At 56.5% G+C, this 16580-nt stretch carries 15 protein-coding genes; 3 read left to right on the forward strand and 12 right to left on the reverse strand.

Annotation, left to right across the window (positions count from 1 at the left end):
- The first annotated feature begins 88 nt into the window (after positions 1-88).
- Positions 89-802 carry a transcriptional repressor LexA gene (gene lexA / locus HMPREF1631_RS06045; RefSeq protein ID WP_034233596.1) on the forward strand — a complete coding sequence of 238 codons (714 nt, stop codon included), beginning with the start codon at positions 89-91 and terminating at the stop codon, positions 800-802.
- 99 nt (positions 803-901) lie between these two features.
- Here lexA and HMPREF1631_RS06050 read toward each other — a convergent pair whose 3' ends face one another.
- On the reverse strand, positions 902-2884 hold the full coding sequence (locus HMPREF1631_RS06050; RefSeq protein ID WP_034233599.1) for an ATP-dependent DNA helicase: 1983 nt from the start codon (positions 2882-2884) through the stop codon (positions 902-904).
- Positions 2881-4353, reverse strand: a complete 1473-nt coding sequence (gene hflX / locus HMPREF1631_RS06055) for a GTPase HflX (protein WP_034233601.1) — start codon at positions 4351-4353, stop codon at positions 2881-2883. Before hflX ends, HMPREF1631_RS06050 begins: the two co-directional genes overlap by 4 nt.
- 146 nt (positions 4354-4499) lie before the next feature.
- Between hflX and HMPREF1631_RS06060 the strand changes: the two genes are divergently transcribed.
- Positions 4500-5147, forward strand: a complete 648-nt coding sequence (locus HMPREF1631_RS06060) for a class I SAM-dependent methyltransferase (protein WP_034233603.1) — start codon at positions 4500-4502, stop codon at positions 5145-5147.
- Here HMPREF1631_RS06060 and miaA read toward each other — a convergent pair.
- From miaA to HMPREF1631_RS06110, 10 genes are all read right to left on the reverse strand, one after another.
- Positions 5119-6051 carry a tRNA (adenosine(37)-N6)-dimethylallyltransferase MiaA gene (gene miaA, locus HMPREF1631_RS06065; RefSeq protein ID WP_034233605.1) on the reverse strand — a complete coding sequence of 311 codons (933 nt, stop codon included), beginning with the start codon at positions 6049-6051 and terminating at the stop codon, positions 5119-5121. The genes HMPREF1631_RS06060 and miaA overlap by 29 nt on opposite strands.
- A 9-nt stretch (positions 6052-6060) precedes the next feature.
- Positions 6061-7590 carry a tRNA (N6-isopentenyl adenosine(37)-C2)-methylthiotransferase MiaB gene (miaB, locus tag HMPREF1631_RS06070; protein WP_052047219.1) on the reverse strand — a complete coding sequence of 510 codons (1530 nt, stop codon included), beginning with the start codon at positions 7588-7590 and terminating at the stop codon, positions 6061-6063.
- A gap of 62 nt (positions 7591-7652) precedes the next feature.
- Entirely contained in the window at positions 7653-8222 is a 570-nt protein-coding gene (locus tag HMPREF1631_RS06075; protein WP_052047185.1) for a regulatory protein RecX, read from the reverse strand.
- 14 nt (positions 8223-8236) lie between these two features.
- Entirely contained in the window at positions 8237-9271 is a 1035-nt protein-coding gene (gene recA / locus HMPREF1631_RS06080) for a recombinase RecA (protein ID WP_034233607.1), read from the reverse strand.
- A 217-nt stretch (positions 9272-9488) separates the two neighbouring features.
- Positions 9489-9722, reverse strand: coding sequence for a DUF3046 domain-containing protein (locus HMPREF1631_RS06085; RefSeq protein ID WP_084707530.1), 234 nt, complete (start codon positions 9720-9722; stop codon positions 9489-9491).
- 20 nt (positions 9723-9742) lie between these two features.
- Entirely contained in the window at positions 9743-10114 is a 372-nt protein-coding gene (locus tag HMPREF1631_RS06090) for a helix-turn-helix domain-containing protein (protein ID WP_052047220.1), read from the reverse strand.
- A 112-nt stretch (positions 10115-10226) separates the two neighbouring features.
- On the reverse strand, positions 10227-10709 hold the full coding sequence (locus tag HMPREF1631_RS06095) for a nicotinamide-nucleotide amidohydrolase family protein (protein WP_034233610.1): 483 nt from the start codon (positions 10707-10709) through the stop codon (positions 10227-10229).
- Positions 10710-10716: 7 nt separating this feature from the next.
- Positions 10717-11310 carry a CDP-diacylglycerol--glycerol-3-phosphate 3-phosphatidyltransferase gene (pgsA, locus tag HMPREF1631_RS06100; protein ID WP_052047186.1) on the reverse strand — a complete coding sequence of 198 codons (594 nt, stop codon included), beginning with the start codon at positions 11308-11310 and terminating at the stop codon, positions 10717-10719.
- A 132-nt stretch (positions 11311-11442) separates the two neighbouring features.
- Positions 11443-14088, reverse strand: a complete 2646-nt coding sequence (locus tag HMPREF1631_RS06105) for a DNA translocase FtsK (RefSeq protein ID WP_232215458.1) — start codon at positions 14086-14088, stop codon at positions 11443-11445.
- A gap of 69 nt (positions 14089-14157) precedes the next feature.
- Positions 14158-15843, reverse strand: coding sequence for a ribonuclease J (locus HMPREF1631_RS06110; protein ID WP_034233614.1), 1686 nt, complete (start codon positions 15841-15843; stop codon positions 14158-14160).
- Between the two features lie 107 nt (positions 15844-15950).
- Here HMPREF1631_RS06110 and HMPREF1631_RS06875 point away from each other — a divergent pair, with 107 nt between their 5' ends.
- Positions 15951-16580: a GNAT family N-acetyltransferase gene (locus HMPREF1631_RS06875; protein ID WP_156956244.1), complete on the forward strand. Its 630-nt coding sequence runs from the start codon at positions 15951-15953 to the stop codon at positions 16578-16580.

The following is a 16580-nucleotide window of genomic DNA, read 5'->3' on the forward strand; positions in this document are numbered from 1 at the left end:
AAGTTCAGCATCGGACTCCACAGGTTTTTGCTTCCCGGCTCGCGGCAGATATCTGAAAATTCACGACGGCAGACAACAGTGAGGAAATATGACGAAAAAATCAGTCGGCTCGCGGCTCACAAAACGACAGTTGGAAATTTTTTGCGCAGTTGCCGAAAAAACACGCCGGCACGGATTTCCTCCGACCGTACGCGAAATCGGAAGCGCGGTGGGCCTCAATTCCCCCTCTTCGGTCAAATATCAGCTTGACGCCATCGCCCGCGCCGGATATATCGCCCGGGGAAGCAGACAGCCGCGCACAATCGAACTCACCGAAGAAGGGAACGAACTCCTGCGGAGTCTGCACGGGGAATCACCCGCGCCGCAAAATCCGTCTCCGTCTTCCGCACCGGTTGCCGCCGTCCCCGTAAGCCGGCAGGACGAACAGAATTCCGTGGACGTTCCCCTGGTCGGGAAGATAGCGGCAGGTACGCCGATTACCGCCGAACAGATCACCGAAAACGTATTTTCCCTTCCGCGCAAACTAACGGGCCACGGACAGCTTTTCATGCTCAGGGTAAAGGGAGACTCCATGATTGACGCCGCTATCTGCGACGGAGACGTGCTGGTCGTCAGATATCAGCAGACGGCGGAAAACGGGGAAATAGTCGCCGCGATGATTGACGGCGAGGCAACCGTCAAAGTATTCAGCCGCAGAGACGGGCACATTTTGCTTCTGCCGAGAAATCCGCACTACGACCCGATCCCGGCAGACAACTGCACAATTTTAGGGCGTGTGGTTCTGGTAATGCGCAGTATATAAATATGCACCGCACGCGAATCCGTGCATTTTCGTTTTTTCAGCCGATATCGGGAGCATCTTCCGCGCCGCCGATCGGCGCGCGCAGCAGTGAAAACAGTGTCAGTCTTTCTTTTCTTCGGCTTCGCCTTCCTGCAGGGAAATCCGCTTCAGCGCCCCCAGCACCGCATCACGCTGCGTAGTCGGCCAAAAATCAGGCAGAGACCTGCGCAGATAACTTCCGTATCTTCGTTTCGTCAATCTGCTGTCCAAAATAGCCACCACACCTTTATCCGTTGCCGAACGCAGCAGACGCCCGCTCCCCTGTGCCAGGAGCAGAGCGGCCTGTGCGGCGCTGACTTCCATAAATCCGTTTCCGCCGCGTTCGTTCACTGCCTGCATCCGGGCCTGCATTAACGGATCGTCCGGCCTGGCAAAGGGAATTCTGTCGATAACCACAAGCCGATTTGTCATCCCGGGCACATCCACACCCTGCCACAGCGAAAGCGTACCGAATAAACTGGCATGATAATCCGCGCCAAATGCGGCAATCAGATTGGAAATACCGTCTTCCCCCTGGCAGTAAAGAGGATAACTGCTTCTCCCGCGCACGTATTCGGCCGCCGCCCGGGCAGCGGCAAAGGAACTGAACAGCCCCAGACATCCGCCTTTTGACGCCTCGATCAGAGAGGCAAGTTCCTCCAAATTTTCCTCCCCGTACCCTTCACGCCCGGGTTCGGGCAGATGGGCAGCCATATACAGTATCCCCTGCTCCGCCGGGACGAAAGGAGTTCCCACCGACACACCCTCCCAGGGACCCTGGTCGGGAAAATTAAATCCCACATTGGAAGCAATCGTCTGAAAATTCCCGTTGACCTGCAATGTGGCGGAAGTAAGCACCGCGGCGCAGTCCTTAAACAGTTCCCGGGAAATATCGGCCGCCACATCGACGGGAGCCGAATGAAGAACCGACGTTCCGTCTTTATTCAGCGAAACCCAACACACCAGCCGGCCCGTGGCTGTTTTTTCGCCCAGCGCATCCGTGCACAGATTCAGCATTTCCGTCAGGCGCGTACGCAGCAGTTTCTTTTGTATCATTCCCGTTTCGGTTTTTATGTCCAAATCCTTTGTCCTGCCCAGCGCATCCTGGGCCACACCCACGGCACGGATCAAAACGTCGCCGAGAACCGAAGGAATACTGACGAGCCTGCCTTCGCCCACAGATGTGAGGGCATCGCCAAATTCATTTTCCAAAGAGTCGAATTCCAAATCACCGATTCCCGCGGTGCGCAGTGCGCGCGCCAGATTGCGCAGATCATATTTATTCAGCGAAACGGAAAGCTGCGACGTGACCCGATTTACCAGTTCATGCGCTTCGTCAATAATAAAAGCCTCCGCCGGCGGGAGAACCGGAGTCTGCGCCGCCTGCACACCCAACAGCGCATGATTTGTCACAATCACATCCGCTTCTGCGGCCTTTGCGCGCGCCAGCATCGGAAAACAGGAACCCCTCAGCGGGCATTTATCGCCGATACATTCATTTTTCGGCAGAGACACCTGCGCCCATGCCCGATCACTCACGCCGGGAACGAGTTCGTCGCGCTCCCCCGAGTCCGTCTCCATTGCCCACTGCCGTAGGCGCACTACCTCTTCACCGATGGCAGTGGAACCGTATTTTCCTTCCGCGCGGGAAATCAAAGCGTCGTCTTCCGGGTATCCCCCGCCGGCTTTGCGCAGGCAGACATAGTTATTCCACCCCTTTAACAGTGCGATTTTCGGTCTGCTGCCGGTCATTTCATAAATCGCATGCAGCACGGCGGGTGCGTCTTTGCGAATAATCTGCCGCTGCAGCGCAAGTGTGGCAGTGGAAATAACGCTCCGTTTTCCCTCCCCGGCAGCCAGCAGCACTGCGGGCACCAAATAGCCGAGGGATTTGCCCGTGCCCGTGCCCGCTTCCACAATCAGATGTCTCTGTTCGCAAAGCGCTTCATACACCAGGGCAGCCATTTCGTTTTGCCCGGCGCGGTCCTGCCCCGAAAAATTTTCCCGCACCCGTTTTAGCAGATCCCTGGGAGAGAGGCTGTCCAACGAAACCAAATTTTTCATTTATCCGCACATTGCCTGACTGCCGCCGCCAAATCCTTTTCCACCAATGCCGTTATCCGGGTGCCCGAAGCGGAAAACGATTCGCCGAGCACCTCTCCCTCCGCATGAATCCTGGCCACAATATCACCGTGCGCATAGGGGATCACCGCTTCAATCCGTTCACACGGACACGGCAGCAGAAGTGCTATTTTTTGCTTCAGTTCCTCTATCCCCAATCCCGTTACCGCGCTGACTGCCACGGAATCGGGAAATTTTGAACGGAGAACAGTCAGATCAACCGAATCGGCAAGATCCGCTTTCGAAAGCACAATAAGCTCGCGCACCTGCGATACGCCCGGCACGTCACGCAGCACTCTGTGCACGGCTTCCACCTGTCCCACAGGATCATGATGCGAAGCGTCCACAACGTGCAGCAGCAGATCCGCTTCCGCCGCCTCCTCGAGGGTGGAACGGAACGCCTCCACCAGCTGAGTCGGCAAAGAGCGCACAAAACCGACCGTATCGGTGAGCGTGAAGGCCCGGCCGTCGGCAGTTTTGCTGCGGCGCACAGTGGGATCGAGAGTGGCAAACAGGGCATTTTCCACCAGCACCGCCGAATCCGTGAGTACATTCAGCAGCGAAGATTTGCCCGCGTTCGTGTATCCGACCACCACTGCCGAAGGAATTTTCCTTTTTCTCCGCCTGTTTTTCTGAGCCAGCCGGGCAGGATGCATCTTTTCCAAATCCCGGCGCAGCTTCGCCATTCTGGTACGGATTCTGCGCCGGTCCAATTCAATTTTCGTTTCCCCGGGACCGCGCGAGCCAATTCCCGCGCCGGCGGCAACGCGTCCGCCTGCCTGCCGCGACATCGATTCTCCCCAACCGCGCAGCCGGGGCAGAAGGTATTCCAGCTGCGCCAGTTCAACCTGGGCTTTTCCTTCCCTGGATTTGGCGTGTCGGGCAAATATATCCAGAATCAGTGCCGTTCTGTCGATCACTTTTACTTTTACGATATCTTCGAGCGCACGCCGCTGCGAAGGAGCCAGCTCCGAATCGACGATTACGGTGTCCGCTTCCGCCGCGTGCACAATATCGGCCAGTTCACGGGCTTTTCCGCTGCCCAAAAACGTGGTCCGCTCCGGAATCTGCCGCCGCTGAATTACCCCGTCAAGAACCTGCGAACCTGCCGTTTCTGCCAAAGCTGCCAGCTCACGCAGGGAATCTTCCGCCTCGGCGAAAGTTCCCTGCGTCCACAGCCCGGCCAGCACAACACGTTCCAGACGCAGTCTGCGGTATTCAACATCGACCTGTTCCTCACGCATTGAAGACAGATTCGGAATCCGCCTCAGCGAGGAACGTACATCGCGTTCCAGGGAATCTCCGGCCCAGTCTCCCCGGTAATTCGGGTCGGCCTGCAGTGCCGTACCCTGCCTGGAATGGACCTCCACCCGATGTTCGCGAAGCTCCTGCCTCTGTTCACCGAAAGTCATTTCACCCGCCGTATGTTCTGCCGATATTTTCTCTCTGTTTCCATTATCGCACGGAGTTCCCCAAAATATTATTCCTGCCTTCCCGGGCGGTGCCGCCGCGTGCAGACGCTTTCCGGCGCCGGCCGGGAATCATGTATCCTAACGGTATGACTACCCACTATTTTTCCCCGCACGCAGACGCGGAATTTAAACGCGGCACACTGGAGGTCACCCTAAAAGGCGTTCCCTACACCGTTGCCGTCGCCAACGAAGTATTTTCCGCCCGGAAACTGGACCGGGGAACTTCCGTGCTGCTGCACAGGGTTCCGTACGTGCCTCTGGGAAAAGAAACACTGATGCTGGACCTGGGATGCGGCTGGGGGCCGATCTCCCTTGCCCTAAAAACTCTTTATCCGCAGACGGAACTGCTGGCGGTGGACGTCAATCCGCGCGCTTTGGAACTCACCGAAGAAAATCTGAGCGCTAACGGATTTAGCCGCTACTGTGTTCTGCCGCCGCACCGGGCACTGGAAAAACTGGCCGCCGAGAAAAGAAAAATCGATCTTATCTGGGCAAATCCCCCGATCAGAATCGGCAGGGAGAAACTGCACGGAATGCTTCTGCAGTGGTTTTCGCTTTTGGGACGCGAAGCGCACGCCTTTTTTACGGTACAGAAAAATCTCGGTGCCGATTCGCTGCAAAAATGGCTGATCGGAAACGGTTTCACCTGCGAAAAAATAGGATCGGCAAAGGGATATCGCGTTTTCGGCCTCACCCTGGGCACATTTAATCCTCCCGAAGCGCAGGCCGAATGATTCTTTCGGCCAATTCCCGCGGATCCGACATTTCATACCAGGCGATCCGTTTGTCGGCGCCGAACCAAGTCCGCTGTTTTTTCGCCAGTCTGCGGGTATAAAACGCAGTCTGTTCAATGGCTTCGTCCTGCGAAATTTCCCCCTGCAGCAGCGCCAGCGCCTGCGCATATCCCGTGGCTTTGGCGGCTGTGGGACTTTCGCGCAGACCCCGGGCAATCAGCCGTTCCGTTTCCTCCGCCAGTCCCGCGGCAAACATTTTCCGGGCACGCTTTTCAATGCGCCGATTCAGTTCTTCTTTTTCCGCCGAGATCCCGATATATACAACATTCGCGTAATGGGAAGTGTGCCGCGGAAACTTCGGAGTGTAGGATCTGCCCGTAATTTTCACAACCTCCAGAGCCCGAATTACCCGCCGCGGATTGGCCAAATCAATAATCCCGGCCGAAACGGGATCTATTTTCCGCAGCTCTTCAACCAGCGGTTCCAATCCCCGGCAGCGGCAGATTTCCTGCAGACGGGAACGGACTTCAGGATCGGACCCGGGAAAATGCAGTTCGTCGAGCAAAGCGGAAACGTACAGCCCCGAGCCGCCGACGACGATGGGAATCTTTCCGTTTTCCGCAATCTGCCCCAGGTCTTTCCGCGCTGCCCTCTGGTATGCGGCAACGGATGCCTCTTCGGCAATGTCCAGCACATCCAGCTGTCGGTGAACGATCCCCCTGCGCTCTGCGGGCGTTGCCTTTGCGGTGCCGATATCCATTCCGCGGTACAGCTGCATGGCGTCGGCAGAAATAATTTCCGCCTTCTGCGGCCCTCCAAGCAGATGCGCCAGCTCGACGGACAGTGCGGTTTTCCCGCTTGCCGTCGGTCCGACTATACAGTAAATCCGCGGAACGTCTTTCACAGCAGCTCCTCAGCCGCGCACACGCAAAGTCGGCATCCCGATCGAAACGGGCGCCAGACCTGCCGCTTCCGCCGTCAGACGGGCTTTTTTCATCTCCGCAATCTCCCAGGCGTCCCCGGCACGTGTTTTGCGCACTTCAAACAATCCGCCCAAAATTCCGGAATCCGCCACCAAATGCGAGGGCGCTCCGTGCGTAACAGTCGCCCGCACAATATCACCCGGACGGGGCCTGCATTCACAGTCTTTCGGCAGGGCGGCATGAACAAGACGATTATCCCGGGCACGGCCGGTAATCCGTTCCGTTTCGGCATCTTTTCGGCCGCTGCCGGCGGAAACCAAAATCTCTACCGTCCGGCCCTCCAGTTTTTGGTTCTCTTCGGTTGTAATTTTCTTTTGCAGCTCCAGCAGCCGCCCGAAACGCTCATTGGCCACCTGCGGAGGAACCTGTTCTTCGAATCCGGCCGCCGGCGTGCCCGGGCGCGGGGAATAAAGGAACGTAAAGGCAGAGGCGAATCTGGCCCGCTGCACCACTTCAAGCGTCTGCTCAAAGTCTTCTTCCGTTTCCCCGGGGAATCCCACTATTATGTCTGTTGTGATTGCGGCCTCCGGAATTTTTTCCCGCACACGGTCTAAGATTCCCAAAAATTTCTTCGTTCTGTACGAGCGGCGCATCGCTTTCAGCACCCGATCCGAGCCCGACTGCAGCGGCATATGCAGCGACGGCATTACGTTTGGCGTTTCGGCCATTGCCGCAATCACATCATCGGTGAAGGAAGCCGGATGGGGGGAAGTGAAACGCACCCGTTCCAGACCCTCAATTTCTCCCGCCGCACGCAGCAGTTTTGCGAAAGCGGCACGGTCGCGGAAACTCACTCCGTAGGAATTTACATTCTGCCCCAGGAGAGTGACTTCGATTGCCCCCTGCGCAACCACAGCCTGAATTTCCTGCAGAATCTCCCCCGGTCTGCGGTCTTCCTCTTTTCCGCGCAGATGGGGAACAATACAGAATGTACACGTATTGTTGCATCCCACGGCAATCGAAACCCATGCCGCATAAACGGACTCGCGGTGTGTGGGAAGAGTGGACGGAAATACTTTCAGCGACTCTTCGATTTCCACAGCCGCTTTCCGATTGTGTTTCGCCCTCTCCAATAAAACAGGCAGCACGTCCAAATTATGCGTTCCCAAAACAACGTCCACCCAGGGAGCGCGTTTCACTATTCCGTCGCGCAGCTGCTGCGCAAGACATCCGGCCACGGCAATCTGAAATTCCGGGCGTTCTCTTTTTACTTCTGCCAGCTGGCCCAGATTTCCGAACAGTTTATTCGCCGCATTTTCACGCACAGAACAGGTGTTTACCACCAGCACATCGGCCCCGCGGTCGCCGGCTTCCGTTGCTCTGGCCACAGCCTGCGGCACCAACTCCACAGGCAGATATCCGGCCTGATCGAGCAGACCGGCAAGACGCTCGGAATCATGCACATTCATCTGGCACCCGAGAGTTTTAATCGCATAAGTTTTCGGTAATTGTTCCATCATCGAAGCCAGTTTAGTATTTTTTAACGAAATTATCTTTTCCGCGCAATGCGATTTTGGACGCATCACTCAATTTCTTCCATTGAGCGGCGGATAATTTCATAGGAAAAACCGCGCCGCGCCAAGGCTCCGTAAACCCTTCTTTTCACCGTTTCCCGGTCCGCCCCGCGCAGCGAACGCATTTTTTTCTCCGTTATTGCCCGGGCGGCAGACAGTTCATCCTCGGGGGAAAAGTCATCCGTAACCGCTTCGATGTCTTCGCGCGAAATCCCTTTTTTCGCCAAATCGGCCGCCAGTTTTCTGCGCGAAGTCCGCTTTGCCTCTTTGGCCGCCCGCGCGTATGTCTGCGCAAACCTGCGGTCGTCGACCAGACCCGCGGCAACAAATTTTTCCAGCACGGTATGTGCGATTTCGGGCGGAACATCGCGGCGGGAAAGGGAATCACGCAGCTGTTTCACGGACCTTTCGGCCATTCCCAGCTGTCTGTAAACTACATCGCGGGCCAAAGACTCCCAGTCTGATTCACTGCGCCGCTCATTGCGTCTCTTTTTCGCCGCGGCGGCTTCTTCGGGCGTGCGGTAGCGTTTTTTGCGCGCACGCCCGAAGAAGTCGGCGTCCTCTGCGTAATTAACCATTTGCGGAATATGGATTACTTCTCTTCGCCGCCCTCCGCGGCAGGCGCAGATACGATTCCCAGTTTAATTTTTACTTTCCGTTCGATCTCGGCGGCGATTTCAGGATTGTCTTTCAGGAAATTACGCACTTTTTCCCTGCCCTGCCCCAACTGATCGCCTTCATACGTGTACCAGGAACCGGACTTGCCGATTACGTCGGCACCGGTGGCCATATCCAAAATTCCTCCTTCGCGGGAGATCCCCTCACCGTAGAGGATGTCAAATTCTGCCTGCTTAAACGGCGGAGCCATCTTGTTTTTCACTACTTTTACCCTGGTCCGGTTTCCCACCGGAACCGCGCCTTCTTTGATCTGCTCCGCACGGCGCACATCCAACCGGACCGAGGAATAGAATTTGAGGGCCTTGCCGCCCGTCGTCGTCTCCGGAGTGCCGTAGAATACGCCTATTTTTTCCCGCAGCTGATTGATGAAAATCGCCGTCGTTCCCGACTGTGAAAGCGCACCCGTTATTTTCCGCAGTGCCTGCGACATCAGTCTTGCCTGCAGGCCGACGTGGGAATCACCCATATCCCCTTCGATTTCGGCTTTCGGCACAAGCGCGGCAACCGAATCTATCACGATAATATCCAAAGCACCCGAGCGGATCAGCATATCGGCAATCTCCAGTGCCTGCTCTCCCGTGTCCGGCTGGGACACAATCAAAGAATCGGTGTCCACACCCAATTTTTTCGCATATTCGGGATCCAGTGCGTGTTCCGCATCCACGAAAGCGGCGATTCCGCCGGCTGCCTGGGCATTGGCCACTGCATGCAGGGCGACGGTGGTTTTTCCCGAAGATTCCGGACCGTATATTTCAACTATTCTTCCGCGCGGCAGCCCGCCTATTCCCAAAGCGATATCCAACGCCAGCGAACCTGTGGGAATCACCTGCACCTGCTGCGGAGGTTTGTCTCCCAGACGCATCGCCGATCCCTTGCCGAACGCTTTGTCAATCTGCCCCAGCGCAACATCCAACGCCTTAATGCGATTGTCCTCATTCTTTACAGCCATGAAATTCCTTTTCCGGTAATCCGACAGAACAGGTCTGTTCCGCAGATACTCTCTCCGAGTACCCTTACGGATACAACATTAAGGCCGACCTCCACCAAAAAATGATTCCCGCCCTCAGCCAAGCGGAAAAACAGTTCATTTCTGTTGTATGTGGACAATCGTAAACGAACCCGCGTTCGAAATCAGCACGGCACGCCCAAAAAGCCAAAATCAAAATTCACTGCTTCTTTTCTGCCCTGCGCCGGTGCAGAAAAAGAAATTCATCCGCAGGCAGATCCATCTCCTCAACGATGGCTTTCCACACCTCAAAAGGTTCCGTTCCCCCGTTCAGAGCCTGGACCGCGGTTTTCCGGTCCAGCCGGAGCAGCACCAAATCCTGAGCCAGAGCTTCCCCTCTGCCTTCGGGGAAGGCACGGGAAAGCGTCCGCCAAAATTCACTGTGCGTCATCATCTTTCGTCCGGCAAAACGGCTCAGCGGTTCATGGCCGCCAACTCGGCGTTGATAACCGAATCCGGAATCGAATCCGGTATCTGCATCTTCACGGAACGTGCCCGACGCATTGCCGGGGTAAGACGGCCGCCGGCCAAATCCATCCGATCGGCAATCAGACGCAGAACATGGCTCAAAGGCACATTCAGCGCCCTGCAGATCGAATCCAGCAGTTCCGAAGAGGCTTCTTTCTGCCCCCGTTCGACTTCCGAAAGATACCCCAAAGAAACACGCGCGTCGGAAGAAACTTCACGCAGTGTACGTCCCTGACGCTGACGGTACTCGCGCAAAACATCACCCATCTCGCGGCGAAGAAGAACCATTTCGGTGCGGGGCTCGGTGTTTACATTCATTGCGATCTCTTTTCTGTCTGTGAAACGCAAGATTTTCCTGCTCACGTAATACAACGCTTTCAACTGATACTATGTTCCCAAATCATTCCGGAAGTTTCCTGAAAAGTTCGGCCTAATTCCCTCGAATTTTTTCCAGCTCCCGCAAAAACAGCTCCATGGCGGCCTTTACTGTGCCTTTTCTTACATCGTTGCGCGTACCGGAAAAATGGTATTCGCGCGCAATACGCAAACCCGCGCCAACGCATCCGATAAACACCGTTCCCGCCGCTTTCCCCTCATTCGGGCCCGGACCTGCCACGCCCGTTGTGGACAGGGCAAAATCCGATCCGCAGCATTCCGCCGCACCCTGCGCCATCTGTAAAGCTACGGGCGCGTTTACCACGCCTTCGCGTTCGGCCAATTCCGCGTCCACCCCAAGCAGACTGATTTTAAGATCGGTTGCGTAACTCACAACCCCGCCCCGAAATACGGCGGAAACACCCGGCACGCACACAAACTCCGCGGCAAGCAGACCTGCGGTGAGAGACTCGGCCACGGCAACGGTTTTCCCGCTGCCCAGCAGTATTCCGACTGCTTTTTCCGTTACAGACCGCATTGTGCGCCTACCGTTTTTTCGCCGCGCGGATCAGATTCACCGCTTCGTTCACATATTCGTAAGCCGAAGACAGCGCATAGTACAGGCCGATGGCAATGCAGGCATAACTTATATAAACAAGCGCCGCCGCCACGGAAGAGGGAAAAACGGTATGCCACGGAATAAGCAGACCGGCGATTCCCATCGACTGGGCAAACATCTTCACCTTTCCGCCCCGGCCCGCAGCCATCACTTTAATATGCCGCATATTCATGCGCATCGCGGTAATACCCAGCTCACGCACGATAAAAACGACCGTCACCCACCACCAGAGATATCCGTGCACAGACAGCAGCAGCAGCGCCGCAATGATCAGCGCCTTATCCGCAATGGAATCGGCCAGCTTTCCGAAATCCGTAATCAGATTGCGCGACCGGGCCAAATATCCGTCCAATTTATCCGTAAAAGCCGCAACCGCAAACACGGCCCATCCCCACCAGCGGCGGGGATCACTGTCTGTCCACACTACGCAGACAAAAACGGGAACGAGCACCAGTCTGATAACCGTGAGCACATTCGCGATATTAAAAAGCGGAGCCTGTTTGTTTTTACTGCCAGTCACACTTATAGCTTAAGCCATTATTGAAAATAGGCAATCCGAAACACAGGAAAACGGCAATTGGCAAAACATTCGCCGCCGGGCAAAACATTCGCCGCCGGGCAAAACACAGTGCGCAAATATACCGCCCGGGAATTATTCGTCCTCCCCGGCAGGAGACCCGGTTCGGTAAACAGCTGTCGGGGCCGAATCCGGGGCAAAGCCGGCGCCGTCGCAGCCATCTTCCTCCGGCGTATCCGCGCTGCCCGCACTCATCCCCTCCAGATGCACGCTTTGGGATCCCACCGCAAACGGACGCACCTGCAGATCGGGGTTGCGCGCCACATCCACATCCCCGAAATCCGCATCCGCGTAGGGATCAGCCTGCGGATCACCGTTTCTTTCCGCTCCCGCGCCCGCGATATGCAAATCCACATCTTCCCCGCAAATCAGGCTGAGCACATCGTCAAGCCGGTCGGAGGGAACGAGTACGTCACGTGCCTTCGACCCCTCCGACGGGCCGACAATTCCGCGCGACTCGAGAAGATCCATCATCCGCCCGGCCTTCGCAAAACCGATGCGCAGTTTTCGCTGCAGCATTGACGTCGAACCAAACTGATTCGTCACCACCAGCTCCGCCGCCTGCAGCAGCGTATCCAAATCCTCTCCGATTTCGTCGTCTATTTTCCGCCGCGGGGCCTTTGCCGTCACATCATCGCGGTAAACCGGCTGCATCTGCTGTTTTACATGCTTCACCACGGCATCGATTTCCTCTTCGTCCACCCATGCACCCTGCACGCGCATCGGTTTGGAAGCACCCGAGGGCATAAACAGCGCATCACCCATACCGATGAGTTTCTCTGCCCCCGAAGAATCCAAAATCACGCGCGAGTCGGCAAGCGAAGAAGTCATAAACGCCAGCCTGGAAGGAATATTTGCTTTAATCAGCCCGGTTACCACATCCACCGACGGACGCTGCGTCGCCAGCACCAGATGAATTCCCGCGGCCCGCGCCAGCTGCGTAATACGCTGAATCGAAGCTTCCACATCGCGCGGCGCGACCATCATCATATCCGCCAGTTCGTCGACAACCACCAGCAGATACGGATACGGCTGCAGTTTGCGTTCGGAACCCGGATGCGGCTGCAGTTTTCCGCTGCGGATTGCCGCGTTGAAATCGTCAATATGTTTGAAACCGTATGTCGCCAGATCGTCGTAACGCTGATCCATTTCCTTCACCACCCATTCCAGGGCTTCCGCCGCTTTCTTTGGATTGGTGATGATCGGCGTCACCAGGTGGGGAATCCCGGCATAGATGGTCAGCTCCACCCGCTTGGGATCCACCAGAATCAGGCGCACCTGTTCAGGTGTGGCACGCATCATAATTGAAGTAATCATTGAGTTGATAAACGACGATTTGCCCGCGCCGGTCGCCCCTGCCACCAGAAGATGCGGCATTTTCGCCAGATTTGCCACCACGTACTTTCCGTCTACGTTTTTTCCCACGCCGACAGCCAGCGGATGCGTCTGTTTGGCGGCCGCCGCGGAGCGCAGCACATCGCCGATACGCACCATTTCCCGATCCGTATTCGGAATTTCGATTCCGATCGCGGATTTTCCGGGAATCGGCGAAATAATGCGCACATCGGCCGACGCAACGGAATAGGCGATATTCTTTGACAGCTGCGTAATTCTGTCTACCTTCACCCCGGGACCGAGCTCCACTTCATACTGTGTCACCGTCGGTCCGCGGGAAAAGCCGACCACGCGCGCGTCCACTCCGAATTCCGAAAACACGCGCGTAAGAGCGGCAACAACGTTGTCGTTGGCCTGCGAGCGTTCCAAATGCGGGGCACCCTGCCCGAGAAGCGAGAGGGAAGGCAGCGTGTAGGTAATATTCGAAGACAGTTCAAGCTGCCTGCCGGCAATCGGCATTTCGGACGGTTTGGGTGCGCGGAGCACTTTGGTTTCGCCCTGCGAAGCAGCCGTTTTGTTTTCGGGGACGTTTTCGGCAGACGTTTTCCGTATCGGCACGGGAATCCGCACCCGGGGAACGGGTGTCTGCTTTCCCGTTTTTGCCTCTTCCGCGGGTATGGGAACGGTATTCTCTTCCGCCGGCGCATCGGATGCCGCCGATTTCCGGGCCACTTTTTCCCGCAGCCGCCGCAGCAGTCCCGCCGGAGGGGAATCCTGCGGTGTCTGCTCCCCGCAGTACGAAGCATCATGCGGATCGGCATCGCGGTGTCTGCCCATTTTTCCTTTGAACAGAGCGGCAATCTCCCCAATGCGCATATCGGCCGCAAACAGCAGCAGATACAGGATCAGCAGAATCAAAACCGCGACTGCCCCGTACACGCTGAGCAATGCCGAAAGGCCGGCGCCCGCGACCCAGCCGAGAATTCCTCCCGCCTGTTCCACTGAAGAAACGTTGCGCAGCGGATTCGGCGAACCGCAGAATATATGGGCCAACGCGTCGGCTGCGGTAAACAGTACGGGCACTGCGGGCAAAAATCTGTTGGGCACGGGCGCGCGCGCAATGCGAAACAGTTTTACCGCCGCAGCCAAAAGAAAAACCGGGACGGTAAATGCAAGCAGACCGAAGGCGCCGGCGAGCGCATGATGCAAAACGTCAAGCAAAATTGCCTCGAGACTAAACCACTCGGACAGCGAAGTTACAACCGCCAACGCCAGCAGCACAAACGCCAGACCGTCGCGCGAACGGCCGTCCCGCTGCCGCAGATCTGCTTTCCCCTGTGCCTTTTTTCCGTTTTTTCTTTTTTCACCGGACCGTTCCCGAGCCAAAATTTCCCCCGTCTTTCTTCTCTGCGCCGTATCAAAACCGGATGTGTGCATCCGGCCCGAATCCGGCCGTCAGCTTTCGATCACCGTCGGAATAATCATCGGCGCGCGGCGCAGGGTACGCGCAGCCCAACGCCCGAGTACGCGGCGCATTGCCTGCTGCATCTGATATGCATCCGCATTTTCGTTTTCCAACGCACCTTTCAGCGCTTTCTTCACTTCGGGAAGAATCTCGTCAAATACGGAGTCGTCTTCCGCCATAGCCCGCGCCTGAATATGCGGACCGGCAAGAATGGTACGCCGCTGCGCGTCGACCACGGCGAAAACGGCAATAAAGCCTTCCTGTCCCAGTGTCCGCCTGTCCGTGAGCTCGGTTTCTCCGATTTCACCCACCGACGAACCGTCTACAAATACGTAGCCGCAGGGAATTTCCCCCACGATCCGGGCCACGCCGTCATGCAGATCCACCACTGTGCCGTCTTCGCACAGCATCACATTTTCCGCAGGCACACCTGTTTTCACGGCCAACGACCCATTGGCCACCAAATGCCTTGGCTCACCGTGAATCGGCATCACATTCAGCGGCTCAACGATGTTGTATGCGTAAAGCAGCTCTCCCTGCGCGGAATGCCCGGAAACGTGCACTCTTTCGTTTCCCTGATGCACAACTTTGGCACCCAGTTTCGTCAGCCCGTTAATCAGGCGGAATACGGAATTTTCATTCCCCGGAATAAGCGAGGAGGCAAAAATTACGGTGTCGCGCGGACCAACCGAAATCCTTCTGTGCGTACCGGAGGCAATGCGGGCCAGCACCGCCATCGGCTCACCCTGCGAGCCGGTAGACATAAATACCCGTCTGTTTTCCGCAACCGAATCAATGTCTTTCAGATCGACAAGCGTATTTTCCGGAATATCCAGCAGTCCCAAATCGGCGGCAATCCCCATGTTGCGTACCATGGACCGCCCCACGAAACACACCTTTCGCCCAAATTTCCGCGCCGTTTCGAGCACCTGCTGCACACGATGCACGTGGGACGCAAAAGACGCCACCACAATCTGCCCCTGCGCCCGCCCGAAAATGTTTTCCAGCACCGGCCCGATTTCCTCTTCGGAATGCACAAAACCGGGGACTTCCGCATTCGTCGAATCAACCATAAACAGATCCACCCCGATTTCCCCGGCACGGGCAAAAGCGCGCAGATCCGTAATTCTGCCGTCCAAAGGCAGCTGATCCATCTTAAAATCCCCGGTGATCAGAATGTTGCCCGCCTTGGAGCGCATAAACACGGCAAGGGCATCGGGAATCGAATGATTGACGGCGATAAATTCACATTCAAATTCACCCAGCTGCTCCACATCCCCCTCGGCAACCACCAGAGAATAAGGCTTAATGCGATGCTCGGCCAGTTTCGCCTCCGTCAGGGCGATCGTAAATTCGCTGCCGACGAGCGGAATGTCGGGGCGCAGGCGAAGCAGATAGGGAACGGCACCGATATGGTCTTCGTGCCCGTGGGTCAGCACAATCGCGTCTATATCATCGAGACGGTCGCGCAGATATTCAAAATCCGGCAGAATCAGATCCACACCCGGCTGGTGTTCGGAAGGGAAAAGAACTCCGCAGTCAACAATTAAAATTCTTCCGTTGTATTCAAAAACGGTCATGTTCCTGCCGATATCGCCGATTCCGCCGAGCGGAATCACCCGGATCGTATCGGGTGCGGGGGCAGGAGGTAAGTTAGTTTTATTCACATTTTCCATTGTCTCACACTAACGGGGGAAGAAAAGCCCGAACACGGTTTTTCGGTGATTGCCACATCTTTGTGCTCCGGTTAGTATACTTTGCCGCGATAAACAATAATAGAAACGTGAGGAAAGCAAAAAATACGGTTCGCGTGGCGAATGCGGGAGATGCCGGGGATATTGCGGAAATTCAGCAGCGGGCGATGCGCGAAACGCTGGTTCGGGCACTGAATGCCCCGCTTTCGGCACGCACGCTGTCCCGGCTGAGCACCGAAGATTTTACGCGGACATGGACGGCAGCCCTCCGGCGTCCCGCCGATCAGCGCGAGCTGGCCCTGATTGCCACGGAAAACGAAAAAGCGGTCGGTTTTGCCACCGTAGTTCCCTGCGAACCGGCAGACTCGCCGGCGGCACGGAAACACAGGCCGTATTCCCCGCCTGCCTCCAAGTGCGAAGATGATTCCGATGCTGTTGGGCGCCGCGCTTTTGAAATTCTGAATTTTGAAATTTCTTCCGCATCTTTCGGCCGGGGACACGAAGCCCGGCTGCTGTCGGCAATTACCGATCTGATCGGTCCCGCCGCCGAAGAATCAGGCAGCGGCGAAACCGAAATCTATCTGTGGATATTTGAATCCGACACCGAAAAAATCAGAACTTTTTCCGCGGCGGGATTCGCCCCCTGCGGTCTGCGGCGCAGTTTTGCGATTGACGGCAGACAAATCACCCAGCATCTGTGGTGGAGCGTCCTGTCTTAA

Source organism: Arcanobacterium sp. S3PF19 (assembly GCF_000758825.1).
In the GTDB taxonomy this organism is placed as follows: Bacteria; Actinomycetota; Actinomycetes; order Actinomycetales; family Actinomycetaceae; genus Arcanobacterium_A.

Bases quoted from the DNA above. Each gene is read 5' to 3' on its own strand.
- lexA (WP_034233596.1), top strand. From the start codon at position 89: ATGACGAAAAAATCAGTCGGCTCGCGGCTCACAAAACGACAGTTGGAA.
- HMPREF1631_RS06050 (WP_034233599.1), bottom strand. From the start codon at position 2,884: ATGAAAAATTTGGTTTCGTTGGACAGCCTCTCTCCCAGGGATCTGCTA.
- hflX (WP_034233601.1), bottom strand. From the start codon at position 4,353: ATGACTTTCGGTGAACAGAGGCAGGAGCTTCGCGAACATCGGGTGGAG.
- HMPREF1631_RS06060 (WP_034233603.1), top strand. From the start codon at position 4,500: ATGACTACCCACTATTTTTCCCCGCACGCAGACGCGGAATTTAAACGC.
- miaB (WP_052047219.1), bottom strand. From the start codon at position 7,590: ATGATGGAACAATTACCGAAAACTTATGCGATTAAAACTCTCGGGTGC.
- HMPREF1631_RS06075 (WP_052047185.1), bottom strand. From the start codon at position 8,222: ATGGTTAATTACGCAGAGGACGCCGACTTCTTCGGGCGTGCGCGCAAA.
- recA (WP_034233607.1), bottom strand. From the start codon at position 9,271: ATGGCTGTAAAGAATGAGGACAATCGCATTAAGGCGTTGGATGTTGCG.
- HMPREF1631_RS06085 (WP_084707530.1), bottom strand. From the start codon at position 9,722: ATGATGACGCACAGTGAATTTTGGCGGACGCTTTCCCGTGCCTTCCCC.
- HMPREF1631_RS06090 (WP_052047220.1), bottom strand. From the start codon at position 10,114: ATGAATGTAAACACCGAGCCCCGCACCGAAATGGTTCTTCTTCGCCGC.
- HMPREF1631_RS06095 (WP_034233610.1), bottom strand. From the start codon at position 10,709: ATGCGGTCTGTAACGGAAAAAGCAGTCGGAATACTGCTGGGCAGCGGG.
- HMPREF1631_RS06110 (WP_034233614.1), bottom strand. From the start codon at position 15,843: ATGGAAAATGTGAATAAAACTAACTTACCTCCTGCCCCCGCACCCGAT.